Source organism: Bradyrhizobium sp. SOJA106, assembly GCF_059448745.1.
In genome coordinates this window covers 673,183-689,844 of record NZ_CM182549.1, presented here as the reverse complement: position 1 = coordinate 689,844, position 16,662 = coordinate 673,183, and the positions used below count along the sequence as shown (strand labels likewise).

Genomic DNA, 16,662 nt, shown 5'->3' with positions numbered 1-16,662 from the left:
ACGCCATGGCATCACATGGGACCATTTCTTCTACGCAATTTCGCAGGACCGCTCATTTTCAGCCACGCTCGAGGGACTTGGGAGAAGACCCCTGCGGCTTCTGCCACTTCATCTCGACGCCTGCCGACGAACAGCGCTTCACGCTTGACGGCGTCCGATTTGACCCGTCGGATCCCGATCAATGGGCACGAGCCGAGAGCCTGATGAAAAGGCTCGCGCATCTAATCAGGTTCAATCCGGACGAGAACAAAGCGAAGCCAAATCCCCAGTCAGATCGGCTGCTGCCAGACAATCCCGCAGGCGGGCTAGAGAGCGAATCCGCGTCCTTGTCGGCGGCAGCGATCGGCAAGAGCGGGAGCGGCCGCGCCAACATCTTCGCATTCCTGGCGGTATCGAGGGCCCCGAACGAAGGATCAGCCTGACCACCATTCGGCGGTTTCTCAACGACAGACAACGCGTCACCCCAGCATGACAACCACGTAGCGTGAAAGGAGAGAAGCGATGGCCTATCCGAGAATCAACGTCAGAAACATTCCAGGCAATCACGAGAATTGGGGCAAGCTGGTCAAAACCTGGTCCACGGGCAAGAACTACGTCCGGCATGTGATCACTGACAAGGATCCCTTTCCCGTCGACGTCGATCCCAAGGGCGAGTTTCCCAGGCCGACGAGCTTCCGCGAATTCGTCGCACAGGCCCAGGCCGCCGGCGTTCAGCTGTTCTTCGACGACGGCGAGCAAAATGCCGAGGTCACGGGCAACGAAGCCCTGAAGTTCGAGATGATCGACGTTGAGCCAGATACGCACTACGTGAAGCTGCCACACCGCGACAGGATCGCGGAGTCCGAAATCCGGCTGCTGCGTTCAGGCGTGCCCTATCCATTGCCGGGATTCTACGACCGCATCGAGGGCAGGCCGCCGCTGCCTGAACAAACCAGCAGCCCGAGCCAGAAGGCAAAGCTTCACGCCGAGCGGGTCGGCGAATACACGATCAATACCTGCGGCTGAGGACTGCGCTCACCACGGTCCGAACTCGATACCCTCGACGGGAGCGCCGGCCGCGGCAAGACCGGAGGCCAGGCGTTCCCAGTCTGCACGGATCGCGATCGGAAAAACGTGCAACAGCCAGCGCGTGATGTTCTCGCGCGTTGGTTTCTGCTGGCCGTGCCAATCTGCGGCAACCCGCTCCATCGCCTTCTCCAGATCCGCTCTGGCCTCGTCGAGGCGGCCGAGATGCGCCTTGGCCGCGCATTCCCATACGATGAAGGCCGGCGACATCCCGAGATCCTCGCGAGAGGCATCGCAACATCCCGCATAGTCGGAGCACAGAAACTTGATCGCGCCGGAATAGGCGATCTGCGGCGCCGTGGGCACCGGCGTGATCCGGAGCGATGCGGCCGAGAGCTTCGCTGCGCGGTCGTATTCACCGCAATACGCACAGATCTGGCCCGACGCCATCAAGGTCCAGGGATCGTTTTCGTTCAAATCGACGGCAAGCGCTGCGTGCAGCGTCGATTCGTCGATGCGGCCGAGCAGCTGGTAGGTCCACGCGAGCGCCAGCTGCGCACGCGAATCCAGCGGATCAAGCTGGATCGCACGCTGTGCTATTCGCAGCGTCTCGGGATGCTTGCTACGATCGCGAAATTGTCCTGGAAGCGCGATATGCGCGATGTTGCGGTACTGAACGAGGCCGCTCAAGGCGGGAGAGAAATCCGGCGCATCGGCGAGCAGGCTCTCGATCAAGGCCGCGGCCGCCGGCCAGTCCTTCGAGGCCATTTGCAGCAGCAGGGCTTGGCCGCGCAACCATCGATCGTGGATCTCCAGGGTGATCTCGCCTCCGGCTGCAAGACGACGCAGCCGCTCGGCCGAGACGTGGATGTTCAGCGCCATCGCGATCTGGCGGACGATCCGCTCCTGCGTTTCGAACCACTCCGTCAGCGTGATCGAATGGCGCTCGCTCCAGATGCAGACTGAATTGGCCGCATCGCGCAGGGTGACGACGAGCCGAACCGTGCCGTTCAGCTCATAGGTACTGCCTTCGACGATGTATTCCGGCGGAGACGACCAGGTTCTCGGCTCTGATTCCCAGAGTGGCGGCAATGTCCGCACCGACCATTCGCGAAAGCGCGCGAGGCAGGCGACGAACTCGTGACGAAATCCGTCGACGAGGTGACGCATGCCCTCAGGCACGCCGCTCGCCTGGAACGCGCACACGGATATGAGCAGCCGCTTCGGGGCGGGGGCGAGCGTTTGCGACACGCCATGCAGGCTCCGGGCAATCACCGGGGCCTGCTGTTGCTCGCCCGGTCCCGGCATCTGCTTGATGCGAACGATCAGCTCTTGAGTCTCCTTGGATGGCTCGATGTCGTAGTCGGCCTCCAGAAGGTCCCAGAGAGATTTATAGATCTTCAAGGCTCCGCCGACGTCGCCCCGCGCCGCGCGCGTCCGAATGAGGTGCTGGCAGGCGATTTCGTGCGTTGGATCGAGGTTGAGCAGAGCCAAGGCCGCGTCAGTTGCTTCACGAGAGTCCCCCTCACGGGGCAACAAGCGCTCGAGCGCGAGCGTCAATCTGTCGTGGAACAGCTGGCGCTTGGTCAGCAGCCAGACCTGGAAGGCCGGATCGAGGTTGTCGAGACCGGACAGCAGAGTTTCCGTGATGCGCGGGGTATCGAGCAGTCGCGGATGCACGGTGCCTTGGGCTGCAGCCGCAAGCACCTCGTCGACGTCGCAACGGCGCCGGTCGCGGGAGAGCGACAGGTTTTGCTTGTCAGCCCGGAATCCCTCAAAGCCAGCATTATCGAAGGCAAGCCTGAGGTCATGGACGACCTGCCGCAACGAAGCCCGCGCATGTTCCTCGTCGCTCTCACTCCACAACAAGCCGACCAAGCGTTCGCGCGTATCCTGCGTGTTGTCTGAAAGAGCGAGATAGGCTGTCAACGCCTTGGCCTTGCGCGTCGCGAGTGAAATCTCACGCTCGTCGACTTTGGCGGCGAAATCGCCAAGAAGGCGCAGGGCCAATTGACCGCTCGCCAGCGCTTCCTGAATCCCCGTTGCCACCTCTGATGCTCCACCAATTGCCGGAGTCATGTCAACCACACTTACCCAATCCTATGAAACGCAACCAACCGGCGTCCAGCGATATCTTGGCTTCTAAAATAGTGGAATCTCCTGCCCGGCAAGAGCCGAACTCTCGCGCGCAAGGGAAAAGCGCTTCGTCGCAACCGCTGCCGAAAAAGGTTGCAGATCGGGCGAAACGGCCCTTGCGACGGCAACGCCAAGATCGTGCCGGGTATGATCGACAAGAAAGAGCCGAATACCTCGATCCCGCAGATGGCTCACCAGCCCCTTTAGTCCGCCGGCCGCCGTCGGCAGGCACGCAACGTCCGGCGATATCGCCCGCGGTTGAAGCAATGCGCAATCCTCTGCCGCGAACGCTGCGCGACGCAGATGGCGACGATCCGCTTCATTGAGTGCGGCATCGCCACTCTCGGCCCGCTTGACTGCTGCGACCGGTGCAGACAACTCCATCTGGCACATCTCGAGCACCGCAGCCCTTGCCGCCTCGCTCGCGGCCAGCCTTGACGACAGTCCACATGCCATGTCCCGGCCGTCGCGCCCCAAAGATACGGCCGCAACGACGGGAACGCCGATATCGGTCGTGATATCGAGCAACATGGTCCGCCGCGTCGACTCGCCGTTGCGCAATCGCCCGATCAATTCAGCCGCGGCTTTGGTAGCCGGATGCTCCAACGCAAAGCCCTTCGGGCGGTGGCCACCCAGCCACCACATCGCGGCGGCGTCACGCTCACAGAGCTCCAGAACCGCGCGCAGCGCGGCGGCGTCGAAGCTCGGTCCCGCGGCTGCACCTGACGACAATGCGACGACCGGGTCGATCGCCCTTCGCTCTTGTGGCCGCCTTAGGCAGAGATCGGCCGGCAATAGGCCGGCTTCTCCGGTTGCAGCGTCAACCGCATTGACGCAGTCGATGGGCCGGTTCGCGCCTGACACGGCCTGGCCAACCCAGCCATCGGAGACGAGTCGCGTTCGATCGCTCGCGGCGACCGCTGCCGCGATGTCCCCCGGCCGCTCGAACTGGGAAAGATACTCGGCTGCTTCACCGAGACATGACACCAGCGCTGTCGCTTGCGTCTCGCCATTTCCTGTGACGCTTAGCCGCGCCCCAGCGCGAGCCGTCGCCGCCTGATCAGGCGCGATGACGATCTCGCCGCCAATGCAGTGAAAGCCCGGGGCAAAGGGCGATGCGATCGAGAACGCGCGGCTCAGACGCCCCGTGAGCGCGACGAGCTCGGCCGATGCGAGACCAGCGATGCTGTCCAGCAGCTTGGCGTCAGATTGTGAGCGCAAATCCAGGGCAGCGAGATTCATCGATCGATCCCGGCCAGTTCTCGGTCATTCGCACCAGCATACTAGCTTAAGACGCACGCAAGCCAAACAACCCGCGCAAGTGCGCGTGTCCTCATCACAGCCCACAACCCGAATTCGGTCCCTCGAAACAAGCGAGTCGGTCAAACGAGCGTGAAAAATCGCGCTGAACGGCGATTCTGACTGCTTCCCGGATCACCCCGTCTCTCGTGACAGGTCACGCTGCAATGACGCCTGCCTGCTTAAGGTGCCTGCATCCGATGTGGACGATTGGTCGCAACACGCGTCAGGAGGCGCACCATGAAATTGAGAACGTTGACAGAATCGCACGTTGCGATGTCGGAGGCACCAGGCCGCCGCACGCGAGGGGATCTGCCGGCACTCGAGCGCAGATGGGGCGCGGTGCTCGCCGTCGATGTCGTCGGCTATTCGCGGCTGACGATCCTGGACGCGGAATTGGCCTATTTTCTAGACAAATCTCATCGACGTGAGCTGCTCGATCCGAAGCTCGAGGAGTACTGAGTTCGATTCTTCAAATCGACCGGCGACGGAATCCTGGCCGAATTCGAGACCGCAATTGACGCGACCTACCGTGCCCTCGACATCCAGAAGGGGATGATCGAGCGCGGACAAGGGTCGTTGATGACCTCGCGCATCCCCCACGATCTGACGTCGTTGTTTCCAGAGACCCACAGAAGCACTCGGCAGGACGATCGCGCAATTCCTCATTTAAATAACCTCAGCATCAAAGGAATGAGAGAACTTCGGTCGAAACAAAAGTCGCGAAATCATATTCGAGAATTGCAATGACCGATTCGACTTGCGATCGGCTCAGCCACTGCCTTGACCTACGCCCCAGATCAGGACTTGCCGTAAGCGCCCTGGTAACGGCCCTCGCGAATCGCCTTCATGGTCTCCTCCTCGCGCGCGACCTGGGCGCGCACGGCTTCCAGCAGCGCGGCGGCGCCGGCGGCGGGAAACGACACCACGCCATCCTCGTCGCCGACAACGACGTCGCCGGGCGAGATCACGCTGCCGCCAACCGTGACAGGCACGTTGATCTCGCCGGGGCCGTTCTTGTAAGGGCCGCGATGGATCACCGCGCGGGCATAGCAGGGAAAGTCATCGGCTGCGAAGGCCGCGACATCGCGGATGGCGCCGTCAATGACGTAGCCTTCGGCTTTGCGCCACTGCGCGATGTTCTTCATGATCTCGCCGATCAACGCCCGCGTCTCGTCGCCACCGCCGTCGACCACGATGACGTCGCCGGGACCGACCAGCTCCAGCGCACGGTGGATGGCGAGATTGTCGCCGGGGCGGGTGCGCACTGTGAAGGCCGTGCCCACCAGCTTGCCACCGCGATGATAAGGCTTCAGCCCCACCGCGCCCGGCAGCCGGGCGAGATTGTCCGAGATGACCGAGGTCGGCGCACCGCGAAAGCCCGCGATGATCTCGGCGGACGGCTTCGGAACGCTGTTCGCTGCAATGGTGATGGTCATGTGCAGAAATCCTTCCTTTACTCGGCGTGCGCCCGCGCCTTCGCCGGCATGATCCGGAAGGCGCGTCCTTCCTTCATCCACGCCGCGCGCTCGTCGCGCAACAGTGTTCTGCGAACCTTTCCTGAATCATCGCGCGGCGGCGCGCTGACGATCTCGAAGCTCTCGGGGTGCTTGTAGCGGCTGAGCCGGTCCTTCAAGAAGTCCGCCATGCCGTCGGCGATCGCCTGACCATCGGCATTGGGCTCCGGCTCGATGATGGCGTGCACGCGCTGGCCCAATTCCGAATCTGGCAAGCCGACCACCACGCAGGAGCGCACGCCGGGCGCTTCAGACACCGCGGCCTCCACCTCCGCCGGATAGATGTTGGCGCCGCCACGCAGCACCATGTCGGCGAGGCGGTCGCCGAGATAAAGATAGCCTTCCGCATCCAGCCGGCCGATGTCGCCGAGCGATTCCCAGCCGTCAGCGCGGCGCTTCGGCTCGGCGCCGAGATAGTGATAGGTGGCGTCCTTGCCGTCATTGTTGAGGAAGTAGATCTCGCCGGTCTCGCCCGGCGCGACATCGTTGCCGTCCTCGCCGATGATACGCAGTTTTGCCATCTCGCCGATCTTGCCGACCGAGCCCTTGTGCGTCAGCCATTCCGTGCCTGATATGATGCAGGAGCCCTGCCGCTCGGTGCCGCCATAAAGCTCCCATATCCGCTCGGGCCCGAGCCAGGAAATCCAGTTCTCCTTCAGCCAGGGCGGCATGGGTGCGGCCATGTGAAACACGGTCTGCAAGCTCGACAGGTCGTAGGCATTGCGCACATGCTCCGGCAGCGCCCAGATCCGGTGCATCATGGTCGGGACGAAATTGACCCATTGCACGCGCTCGCGTTCGATCTGACTCAGCGTCTCCTCGGCGTCGAACTTGGTAAGGCCCGTGAGCTTGCCGCCCACGAACAGCGCATAGTGCGACACGATGAACGGCGCATTGTGGTAGAGCGGACCGGGATTGAGCAGCGAGACGCCGATGGGAATGTTGAGCGGCGGCGCTGCAGCCGTGTCGGTGACTGCCGGTTGATGATCGAGGATCACCTTCGGCCGGCCTGTCGAGCCGCCTGAGGTCATCGCTTTCCAGTAGCGCGCCACCGGCGGGGTGAGCGGCTCGTCCGAAAAGCCTGCCGGCACGAAATCCGCAGGCAAACGGTTCGGTGCATTCCAGTCGGCTTCACCGCCAACCACCAGCGCCGGCTTCAGAATGTCGAGCACGGCGGCGGCTTCGCCGCGCGGCAGCCGCCATGACAACGAGGTCGGCGTCGCCCCGCACTTCCACACCGCGAAGGACGTCTCGAAGAACGCGTTGCCGTTGGGCAATCCGATCGCGACGAAGTCGCCGGGCTTGACGCCTTTCGCGGCGAACGCCCGCGCGCGCCGGTTGGCGCCGCGCTCGAGCTCGTCCCATGTTAGGGTATCCTCCCCGTGACGGACGGCGATCGTCCCTTGCGGCTTGCGCTCGGCGTACCAGCGCGGCACATCGGACAGGGGCAGCAGCATCGGGCGTTTCCACTTCTTTTTGGCGTCTTGTTGTTGGCGTCGCCTCATCATAAGGCGCCTTGCGGCATGGACTGTAACAGCGAGCCGTCAGGGCGCTGTAGCTTCGAGGCCACGTCAAGCAAAAAATGTCAGCATTCCAGCCATGAAATTCCCGAGTTCCATGGGTGACAACCCGGCGATAAAGGGGCAAAAATCCGGCTCGACTCAGTTCGGGTTGAGTCGTGTAGGGAATGCTCTCGTAGAATGTCGATTGTGGTTGCATCGCGTCATGCGGCGCCGCTTCTCGTTGCCGCAGCAGGATTTTTTCTGCTGATGTCGTCGCATGCCCAAGCGCAGTGGTGGAAGCGCGCGCCGGTTGATTTCGAAGAATGCGCCGACGCCGCCGAGAAGGCCGCAACCAAGACCGAGAAGACGGCCCAGCTCGCCGACTGCAACGCCAAATTCGCCGGCCGACGCAAGCCGGGCGGCGGCTACTCCTATTACGATTTCCTCCAAGACCGCACCTTCGATATCGCGGGCCCCAATCCGACGCCGGAAGAGCAGAAGAAGATCGACGAAGCCTATACCGCCTATCTTGCCAAGCAGCGCCGCAGCAATGAGGCGGCCCAGGCCACCGCGCGTCAGCAGCGCGAGCAGCAGGAACAGCAGGTTCAACAACTCCAGCAGGTCGCGCTGCGCACCGACGTCGAGCGCGTGCCGGTCCCGGTCGAGCGGCCGAAGGTGCAGCAGGCCGTCGGCCAGCGAAAGGGCGCACCCTGCACCAAGGGCTCATTCTCCTGCGAATGGCCGCGCCTGTCGGAAGGCTTGAACGAGCTGAAGAAGCTGTTCAATCCGACGCCGAGCAAGCCGGCGAAGAAGGGGTAAGCTGGAGCCACAAACTCCGCTGTCGTCCTGGACAAGCGCAACTCCCGACAGCGCGTAGCGTGGTCGGGAGCGGGGCGCCGATCCGGGACCCCGGCGCAGCGTGTGGCGTCAATTTGTGTGCTTCTTCTTGGTCGGCTTGTGTTTGACCATCGGCGCAGTCGCAGGCACCGTTATGGTCGGTGAACTACCCAGTTGCGACCTGCTCTCCTGCAACCGCCTGTCATAGCCGGGTGAGGTCACGACCGTCGGTGGCCTCGCGTCAGCAAGCGTCGACGCGCCGCAGAGCGCGGCGAGCGCAAGCCCGGCCATCGAAAAACGCTTCATTGCGCACCTCCTCCCTCAGGCCGTCCCGCGGATCTGCTGCGGCGTCAGCCGCGGCGGGCCGTCACCTGCGACTTCCGCCTGCTTGATCAGCGCAACAATGCGGCGCATCAGCGGCACGTCGACATGGTTCTGCTCCGCGAGCGCGATCACCGCGCCCTGGAGATAGTCGATCTCGGTCTTGCGGCCCTGCTTCAGATCCTGCCACATCGAGGAGCGCGCCTCGGGATCGATCTTCATCGTACGTCCGAGAATCGCGTTGAAGATCGGGTCGGGCAGTCTCAGCAAGGTCGGCGTCCAGCTCATCGGGATCGGCGTTGCCGACACCGGCGTGATGCCAGCGGCCTTCAGCGCGGCCAGGCCTTCGGCCATCTGGTCGGCGAACAGCCTCCGCCAGCTGCGGTCGGCCAGTTGCGCGGCGAGCGGCATGTCGGACAATGCGCTGAGCGCGTTGTTCAGATTGATGATCAGCTTGCCCCATTGCACGCCGCTGATGTCACTGCTGGCGCGCATCGCAAGACCGGGCACCGACAGCGCCGCGGCGGTGTTCGCCTCGTCCTTTCCGATATGAATGTCGCCGGAGGTCGAACGGTGGAAACGCCCCTCGCCCATCGCGATCACGTTGAACGGCACCATGCCGGCGAGCACGCGCCGGCCGCCGAGACGCTCGCGCAGCAGCGCGACATTGCCGATGCCGTTCTGAAGCGAGACGACCACCGCGTCCTGCGGCGCATGCCGGGCGATCTGGCCGGCGACATCGGCGGTGTCGGCGCTCTTCACCGTCACCAATACGATGCCGGCACTATGGAAGATGGCCGGGTCTTCCGACAGCGCAAGCTGGCCCGCACCAAGCTTTTTCTCGGAGCCGTCGAAATCGGTCAGCCGCAGGCCGAACCGCTCGATCTCGGACTTCACGCGCGGCCGCACCAGCAGCGCGACGCGGCGGTCGGATGCGGCCAGCATGCCGCCGACGAAACAGCCGATGGCGCCCGCGCCAGCCACCACGATCAGTCGATCCGTAACCACTCGAGCTTGCTCCCCTTGACGACCCGCCTTCGATAACAGAGCCAACGCCGGCTGCCCATTGGTTGCGATGCATTCGCCTTGTAACCGTCATGAGAGCCCCATATGTTTTCGCCCCGGGGGCTGTCAGCGGCGAGCGCTCGCCGACCGAGACGCCAAAGGAGAGCACCATGGGTCTACTCGACGTCCTCAACGGCATGCAGAACGGCCCGCACGGATCGCGCACGGGCGAGCAACCATCCTCCGGCGGCATGTCGCCGATGACCATGGCGCTGCTCGGCCTGCTCGCCTGGAAGGCTTTCAAGCACATGACCGCAGGCCAGCCCGGCGCCGCGGCCGCCCCGCAGCAGCGCTCCCCGCTGCCGCCGCCAACCCCGGTGAATACCGGCAGCAGCGCGCTTCCCGGCGGCAGCGGCGGTCTCAGCGACCTGCTCAAGGGCGGCCTCGGCGGCCTGCTCGCAGGCGGCGCCGCCGGCACCGTGCTCAGCGGCGGCCTCGGCGATCTCCTCAATCAGCTCCAGCAAAGCGGCCAGGGCGAGGCCGCGAATTCCTGGGTCGGCAAGGGCGAGAACAAGCCAATCGCGCCCGGCGATCTCGCGAGCGCGCTCGGCGCCGACCAGATCGAGAGCCTGTCTGCCCAGAGCGGCCTGTCGCGGGAAGAGCTGCTCTCCGGGCTCAGCCAGTACCTGCCGCAGGTGGTCGACCATCTGACGCCGGACGGGCGGCTGCCGACGGAGAGCGAGCTATCGGGCAGAATCTAATCAAATCTGGTCTGCGAATTCAGGAAGGGGAGCACTGTCATGAGTTTCGGCGGCCTGTTGTGGATCATCATCGTCGGCTTCGTCGCCGGCCTCATCGCGCGCTGGCTGGCGCCAGGCCCGAACAACCCGAGCGGCTTCATCCTCACCACCATCCTCGGCATCGCCGGTGCGTTTCTCGCCACCTTCGTCGGCCAGGCCATCGGCCACTACAGCCCCGACCAGGGCGCCGGCTTCATCATGGCCACCGTCGGCGCGGTGGTGGTGCTGTTCATCTGGCACCGGCTGGTCGCGAGCGGCGTGATCAAGGGGTAGCACGCTAAGGCGCCAATAGTAGAGAGAGAGAGAGAGAGCAAACTGCCTCCTCGCCGTCATGCCCGGGGCTCGACCCGGGCATCCACGTCTTTCGGTCGGCGCGGCGACACGTGGATGGCCGGGTCAAGCCCGGCCCTGACGTGGAGAGAGCGGGATAGCCATCACGTAATCAAATGCATCCCCGCATCCATGCGTACGACCTCGCCGGTCATGTTGCTGGAGGCCGGCATCGCCAAGAAGCAGACGAGCTGCGCGATGTCTTCAGCGCTTGAGGCAACCTTCAGCGGAACCTTCGCGATCACGCTGTCGCGCACCTGCTTGGCGCCAGCCTCGCCGCGGCCCTTGGTAAACCAGGGCGTGTCGATATAGCCGGGGCAGACCGTGTTGACGCGGATCAGCGGCGCCAGCGCGCGCGACAACGACAGCGTCATGGTGTTGAGCGCGCCCTTGCTCGCGGCATAGGCGATCGACGAACCGACGCCGCTGATGCCGGCGACAGAGGACACGTTCACCACCGCCGACGGCCGTCCCGACGCCTTCGACCCGGCCTCGAGCAGGCTGCGCGCCGCGCGCACCATCTGGAACGGACCGATGGTATTGACACCGTAGAGGCGCTGGAAATCTTCGGCCGACAGGCCGTCGAGATCGGCGTGGGCGACATGCTTGGTGGTGCCGGCATTGTTGACGAGGATGTCGAGCCGACCCCAGCCGCTGGCCGCCGCGGCGATCTTGCGGCAATCCTCGTCCTTCGAGACGTCGCCCTGCGCGACCAGCACCTCCGCCGCACCGGCCTTGCGGCACACATCCGCAGTGGCCTCGGCTTCCTTCTGGCTCGACGAATAGTTGATGACGAGCCGCGCACCGCTGCGTGCGAGAATTTCCGCGGTCGCGGCGCCAAGTCCGGATGCGGACCCCGTCACGATTGCGCACAAACTGTCCTTGGCCATCCGGATTTCCTTCCCCTGTATCTGATGCAAGCCTTGGCCCTGTTTAGCGAGTTTGCCGCGGCCTGCAAATCGAGCAAACTCCGCTAAGCGGAATTAACTTGTCGCCCATGCCCGCGCCGCAGGTTGACCTGCGATCAACGCTTGTCAGGGCCATGGCTTTTTCCGATCATCGGGCGCAAGAAGACACTGTGCGCCGGCCCATCAAGCCGGAGGCGCCAATGGCAAAACACGGGGAACGCTGTGGCGGAGAGTGACAATATCGTCGTCGAGACCGCGGAGAAGATCTTCGCCGATCTCGCCGATCCGCAAACCATTAACAACGACAAGACGAACTCGTGGCAGGCGCCGCTGTGGCAGGCGCTGAGCGAAGCCGGCCTGCCACTGTCCTGGGTCCCCGACGATCTCGGCGGCTCCGGCGCGAGCCTTGCCGACGGTTTTGCCTTGCTGAACGCCGCCGGCCGTTTCGCAGTCGCGGTTCCGCTGGCCGAAACCATGCTGGCAGGCTGGCTGCTAGCGCAGGCCAAGATCACTTCGCCCGGCGGCGAGATGACGGTGCTGCCGGCAAGCCCAAAGGATCGCATCGCGATCGATGCCGACGGCGCACTCTCCGGCCGCTGCCGTGGCGTGCCGTTCGCCAAGGCGGCGAAGCATTTTGCGGTGCTGGCGCATGGCAAGGACGGCGTTTCCATCGCGCTGATCGATGCGAGCAAGGCGCGGATCGAATCCGGTCTCAATGTCGGCTACGACCACAGCGATACCGTGACGCTCGACAAGGTTCAGCCGGTCACCATAAAGCCCGCGCCTGATGGCGCTGACCAGACCAATCTGATGCTGATGGGCGGCGTCGCGCGCAGCCTGCAGATTGCAGGCGCGCTGGAATCGATGCTCGACATCTCCGTGCGCTATTCCAACGAACGCGTCGCCTTTGAGAAGAAGATTTCGAAATTCCAGGCGGTGCAGCACAATCTCGCCCGCCTCGCCGGCGAATCCGCCGCGGCGCTCGCGGCGGCAACCTCCGCGGCCGACGCGATCGCGAATGCAAAGGCCTTTAACGACGAGGTCTATCTCGAAGCCGCCTCGGCAAAGATACGCTGCGCCGAAGCCGCAGAGAAAGGCGGCGGCATCGCGCATCAGGTCCATGGCGCGATCGGTTTCACCATGGAGCACATCCTGCACCGCTATTCGCTGCGCGCGCTGGCCTGGCGCGACGATTTCGGCTCGGAGAGCTACTGGGCCGTCGAGCTCGGCAAGCTGGTTGCCGTCAGGGGCGCCGACGAATTGTGGCCGCTCGTGGCGTCGCGCTGATCGGAGAGAGAACACATGACCGCTGCCCTTCGTTTCGATCCGATCCGCCTGCCCGAGAAGTGCGAGCAACTGCGCAAGGAAGTGCGCGCCTTCCTTGCCGAAGAGATCGCCGCCGGCACCTTCGATCCGCACAAGCCCAATCGCGAAGACACCGATGCGCCGGAATTCTCCCGCCGGGTCGGCGCCAAAGGCTGGCTGGGAATGACTTGGCCGAAGAAATATGGCGGCCAGGAGCGCTCTTTCCTCGAACGTTACGTGGTGACCGAGGAGATGCGCGTCGCCAACGCGCCGACGCGGCGCTTCTTCGTCGCCGACCGCCAGAGCGGGCCGGTGCTGCTGAAATACGCGCCCGAGCACATCAAGATGGAGATCCTGCCGCGCATCTGCCGCGGCGAGATCTGCTTCGCCATTGGCATGAGCGAGCCGAACTCCGGCTCGGACCTGTTCGCGGCGAGGACGCGCGCGACCAAGACCGACGGCGGCTATCTCATCAACGGCACAAAAATCTGGACCTCGTCGGCCCATATCGCCGACTACATGATCGCGATCTTCCGGACCTCGCCGCCGACCAAGGAAAACCGCCGCCACGGCCTGACGCAGTTCCTGGTCAAGATGAAGCAGCCGGGCATCAAGGTGAACCCGATCGGCCAGATCACCGGCCAATACGAATTCAACGAGGTCGTCTTCACCGATCACTTCATCCCCGACGACCATGTCCTCGGCGAGGTCGACGGCGCCTGGAAGCAGGCCACGAGCGAGCTCGCCTATGAGCGCTCGGGGCCGGAGCGTTTTCTCGAAACCTATTACGTGCTGACCGAGCTGGTCCGCGCGGTCGGCCCCAATCCGGACACGCGCAGCGCCGAGGGCATCGGCCGTCTCGTTGCGCAGCTCCACACCATGCGGCGCATGTCGGTCGCGGTGGCCGGCATGCTGGAGGCCGGCAAGGAGCCGGTGGTCGAGGCCTCCATCGTCAAGGACATCGGCACGGTGTGGGAGCAGCAGCTTCCGCACCGGGTGCGCGACCTCGCCGCCTTCGTCGAGGAGACCGCGACCAATCGCGAGACGCTGGAGCGGCAGCTCGACTTCGCGATCAAGACCGCGCCGAAACTCACCATCCAGGGCGGCACCACGGAGGTGCTCCGCGGCATCATCGCCCGCGGCCTTGGACTCCGCTAGATGGGATCGAAACTCCGGCGCCGCATTTCGTTCAGCGCTCCCATGGGGAGAGGTGATTCTTCGCTACTGAGATACTGGAGATGAAAATGAGCAGGTATACTGATATCGGCGTCGAGAAGGTCGGGCACGTCGGCACCATCGAGATCCGCCGTCCTCCGCTCAACTTCTTCGACATCTCGCTGATCAACCAGATCGCCGATGCGCTCGACGAGTTCGACCGCGACATCGAGATCCGCGCCTCCGTGCTCTCCGCGCAAGGCAAGGCGTTCTGCGCCGGCGCCAATTTTGGCGATCCTGCGCGACAGGCGCAGGAAGCGCGCGAGGCCGAGACGAAAGCCAAGGGCGATCCGGCCGACAATCTCGGGCCGATCAGCCATCTCTACATCCAGGCGGTGCGCATCTTCCGCGCCAAGAAGCCGATCGTCGCCGCCGTGCAGGGTGCGGCCATCGGCGGCGGCCTCGGCCTCGCGGTGTCGGCGGACTTTCGCGTCACCTGCCCCGAAGCCCGCTTCTCCGCGAACTTCACCAAGCTCGGCTTCCATCCCGGCTTCGGCCTAACGGTGACGCTGCCGGAGCTGATCGGCAAGAACAACGCCGAGCTGATGTTCTACACCAGCCGCCGGGTCACCGGTGAGGAAGCCTATAAATGGGGCCTCGCCAACGAGCTGGTGCCGCAGGACCAGGTCAAGGCGGCCGCGATGAAGCTCGCGGGCGAGATCGCCGAATGCTCCCCGCTCGGCCTGCTCTCTACCCGCGCGACGATGCGCAATGGGCTTGCCGACCGCGTGATGGCCGCGACCAACCACGAACTCGCCGAGCAGACGCGGCTGCGCGCGACGGAAGATTTCAAGGAGGGTGTCAAGGCCACGGAAGAGCGGCGCGTGGCGAACTTCAAGGGGCGGTAACTCGCCCCTTCATGCCAACTCTGGCCTGGTCCCCTATCCACGCAAAAACGCCTGGCAACTGCGTTGCCAGGCGTCTTTTCTTGTTCAGGACAACAGGCCGCGCCCTGGCCTTACGACTCGATCTTCACGTATTCGAAATCGCCCGGCTTGTTGTCGATGCCGACCTTCGGCGGTGAGATCCAGGACGCGAACTTGCCGGTCTCGGTGACGGGCTGCATCAAGGAGGTGATGAAGTCGCCATCGGCCGTCGACGGCAACCACTCGTCCTTGCGCCTGGCCCAGGTCGCCTCGTCGATCAAAATGCCGTCGGGCGTGGCATGGATGTCCTTGAACTCGCCGATATGGCGATGGAAGGCGACGTTGGGCAGCGTCAGCTTGTAATCGTAGCCCGCGGTCGAGATCACCTTGTTCCAGCGCAGCATGCCCTTGACGCAGTCCCGGCTGTAGTCGTCGCGCAGGCGCATGTTGAGCGCGGTCAGCGCCGGCTCGTCGACCAGCTTGATCTCGCCATTGATGAACTTGAGCACCGGATAGGTGGCGTTCTTGAGCTGGTGGTCATCGTCGATCTGGGTCTCGTGATAGCGGCCCTTGATGCCGGCATTGAAGGCGTTGGCCGCGTTGGTCGAGACTTCCGAGCCGAAGAGATCAAGAGACAGCGTGTAGTGCAGGTTCAGCTTTTTCTGGATGGTCGGCAGGTCGATCACGCCGAGCGCGCGGACCTTGGCAATGTCGGTGGGATCGGTGATGCCCGCTTCGCGCATGGCATCGCAGGTGCGCTGCACGACACGGGTGATGCCGGTCTCGCCGACGAACATGTGGTGCGCTTCTTCCGTAAGCATGAAGCGGCAGGTGCGCGACAGCGGATCGAAGCCGGATTGCGCGAGGCTGTGCAACTGCATCTTGCCGTCGCGGTCGGTGAAATAGGTGAACATGAAGAAGGACAGCCAGTCCGGCGTCGCCTCGTTGAAGGCGCCGAGCATGCGCGGCGCATCGGCATCGCCGGAGCGACGGCGCAAGAGATCGTCGGCTTCCTCGCGGCCGTCGCGGCCGAAATACTTTTGCAGCAGATAGACCATCGCCCAGAGATGGCGGCCTTCCTCGACATTGACCTGGAACAAATTGCGCATGTCGTAGAGCGAGGGCGCGGTCTTGCCGAGATGGCGCTGCTGCTCGACGGAGGCGGGCTCGGTGTCGCCCTGGATCACGATCAGGCGGCGCAGCATGGCGCGATGCTCGCCCGGGACTTCCTGCCAGGCCGGCTCGCCATAGTGCTCGCCGAACGGCACGACCCGATTTTCCTCCTGGGGAGCAAGGAGGATGCCCCAGCGATATTCGGGCATGCGGACATAGTCGAACTTGGCCCAGCCGCGGGGATCGACCGAATACGCCGTGCGCAGGTACACCAGCGACTCCTGGAAGCCCTCCGGCCCCATGTCGCTCCACCAGTCCATGTAGCCGGGGTGCCAGCCCTCCAGCGCTTTGAGCACCTGGCGGTCTTCAGCGAGATTGACGTTGTTGGGGATCTTGGTCGAGTAGTCGACGTTCATGATGTTCATGTTCATGGCCGTGCTCCTTGATCGGTCTCGTGTCCCGGACGCAGTGCGGCGCGAAGTGCTGCACTGCTGAGGCGGGAC

Annotated in this window: 17 protein-coding genes; 9 read left to right on the top strand and 8 right to left on the bottom strand. The window is 64.1% G+C overall.

The window, feature by feature from the left end; genetic code table 11:
* Window positions 1–5: 5 nt before the first annotated feature.
* Window positions 6–422, top strand: a complete 417-nt coding sequence (locus AC5V87_RS03265; RefSeq protein ID WP_495369993.1) for a hypothetical protein — start codon at window positions 6–8, stop codon at window positions 420–422.
* Window positions 423–501: 79 nt separating this feature from the next.
* Complete coding sequence (locus AC5V87_RS03260) at window positions 502–1,005, top strand: hypothetical protein (RefSeq protein ID WP_495369992.1); 504 nt, start codon at window positions 502–504, stop codon at window positions 1,003–1,005.
* 9 nt (window positions 1,006–1,014) lie between these two features.
* Here AC5V87_RS03260 and AC5V87_RS03255 read toward each other — a convergent pair whose 3' ends face one another.
* Window positions 1,015–3,054 carry a BTAD domain-containing putative transcriptional regulator gene (locus AC5V87_RS03255; RefSeq protein ID WP_495369991.1) on the bottom strand — a complete coding sequence of 680 codons (2,040 nt, stop codon included), beginning with the start codon at window positions 3,052–3,054 and terminating at the stop codon, window positions 1,015–1,017.
* 93 nt (window positions 3,055–3,147) lie between these two features.
* On the bottom strand, window positions 3,148–4,383 hold the full coding sequence (locus tag AC5V87_RS03250) for a YcaO-like family protein (protein ID WP_495369990.1): 1,236 nt from the start codon (window positions 4,381–4,383) through the stop codon (window positions 3,148–3,150).
* A 297-nt stretch (window positions 4,384–4,680) separates the two neighbouring features.
* Here AC5V87_RS03250 and AC5V87_RS03245 point away from each other — a divergent pair, with 297 nt between their 5' ends.
* On the top strand, window positions 4,681–4,902 hold the full coding sequence (locus AC5V87_RS03245) for a hypothetical protein (protein WP_495369989.1): 222 nt from the start codon (window positions 4,681–4,683) through the stop codon (window positions 4,900–4,902).
* A gap of 338 nt (window positions 4,903–5,240) precedes the next feature.
* Here AC5V87_RS03245 and AC5V87_RS03240 read toward each other — a convergent pair whose 3' ends face one another.
* Window positions 5,241–5,879 (bottom strand): RraA family protein, encoded by a 639-nt coding sequence (locus AC5V87_RS03240; RefSeq protein ID WP_456841387.1) that lies wholly within the window; start codon window positions 5,877–5,879, stop codon window positions 5,241–5,243.
* Between the two features lie 17 nt (window positions 5,880–5,896).
* A complete protein-coding gene (locus AC5V87_RS03235; protein ID WP_495369988.1) occupies window positions 5,897–7,414 on the bottom strand; it encodes an AMP-binding protein in 1,518 nt (505 codons plus the stop codon).
* Between the two features lie 243 nt (window positions 7,415–7,657).
* On the opposite strand from AC5V87_RS03235, the gene AC5V87_RS03230 reads away from it, so the two are divergent.
* Window positions 7,658–8,278 carry a hypothetical protein gene (locus tag AC5V87_RS03230; RefSeq protein WP_495369987.1) on the top strand — a complete coding sequence of 207 codons (621 nt, stop codon included), beginning with the start codon at window positions 7,658–7,660 and terminating at the stop codon, window positions 8,276–8,278.
* 108 nt (window positions 8,279–8,386) lie between these two features.
* Here the strand turns inward: AC5V87_RS03230 and AC5V87_RS03225 are convergent, their stop codons facing one another.
* Together AC5V87_RS03225 and AC5V87_RS03220 are read right to left on the bottom strand one after the other, a co-directional pair.
* Window positions 8,387–8,602, bottom strand: coding sequence for a hypothetical protein (locus tag AC5V87_RS03225; protein ID WP_456841390.1), 216 nt, complete (start codon window positions 8,600–8,602; stop codon window positions 8,387–8,389).
* A gap of 15 nt (window positions 8,603–8,617) precedes the next feature.
* The gene (locus tag AC5V87_RS03220) at window positions 8,618–9,625 is read right to left on the bottom strand and encodes a 2-dehydropantoate 2-reductase (RefSeq protein WP_495369986.1); all 1,008 of its coding nucleotides are present in this window, start codon (window positions 9,623–9,625) and stop codon (window positions 8,618–8,620) included.
* Window positions 9,626–9,792: 167 nt separating this feature from the next.
* Between AC5V87_RS03220 and AC5V87_RS03215 the strand changes: the two genes are divergently transcribed.
* Both AC5V87_RS03215 and AC5V87_RS03210 read left to right on the top strand, forming a co-directional pair.
* Complete coding sequence (locus AC5V87_RS03215) at window positions 9,793–10,383, top strand: YidB family protein (protein WP_495369985.1); 591 nt, start codon at window positions 9,793–9,795, stop codon at window positions 10,381–10,383.
* A 39-nt stretch (window positions 10,384–10,422) separates the two neighbouring features.
* Window positions 10,423–10,695, top strand: coding sequence for a GlsB/YeaQ/YmgE family stress response membrane protein (locus tag AC5V87_RS03210; protein ID WP_220011679.1), 273 nt, complete (start codon window positions 10,423–10,425; stop codon window positions 10,693–10,695).
* 161 nt (window positions 10,696–10,856) lie between these two features.
* Here the strand turns inward: AC5V87_RS03210 and AC5V87_RS03205 are convergent, their stop codons facing one another.
* Complete coding sequence (locus AC5V87_RS03205; RefSeq protein ID WP_456841393.1) at window positions 10,857–11,642, bottom strand: SDR family NAD(P)-dependent oxidoreductase; 786 nt, start codon at window positions 11,640–11,642, stop codon at window positions 10,857–10,859.
* Window positions 11,643–11,882: 240 nt separating this feature from the next.
* Here AC5V87_RS03205 and AC5V87_RS03200 point away from each other — a divergent pair, with 240 nt between their 5' ends.
* From AC5V87_RS03200 to AC5V87_RS03190, 3 genes are all read left to right on the top strand, one after another.
* On the top strand, window positions 11,883–12,947 hold the full coding sequence (locus AC5V87_RS03200) for an acyl-CoA dehydrogenase family protein (protein ID WP_495369984.1): 1,065 nt from the start codon (window positions 11,883–11,885) through the stop codon (window positions 12,945–12,947).
* A gap of 15 nt (window positions 12,948–12,962) precedes the next feature.
* A complete protein-coding gene (locus AC5V87_RS03195; protein ID WP_495369983.1) occupies window positions 12,963–14,123 on the top strand; it encodes an acyl-CoA dehydrogenase family protein in 1,161 nt (386 codons plus the stop codon).
* Between the two features lie 86 nt (window positions 14,124–14,209).
* Window positions 14,210–15,028: an enoyl-CoA hydratase/isomerase family protein gene (locus AC5V87_RS03190; RefSeq protein WP_495369982.1), complete on the top strand. Its 819-nt coding sequence runs from the start codon at window positions 14,210–14,212 to the stop codon at window positions 15,026–15,028.
* A 110-nt stretch (window positions 15,029–15,138) separates the two neighbouring features.
* Here the strand turns inward: AC5V87_RS03190 and boxB are convergent, their stop codons facing one another.
* Window positions 15,139–16,590 (bottom strand): benzoyl-CoA 2,3-epoxidase subunit BoxB, encoded by a 1,452-nt coding sequence (gene boxB, locus AC5V87_RS03185; RefSeq protein WP_495369981.1) that lies wholly within the window; start codon window positions 16,588–16,590, stop codon window positions 15,139–15,141.
* Window positions 16,591–16,662: the final 72 nt, after the last annotated feature.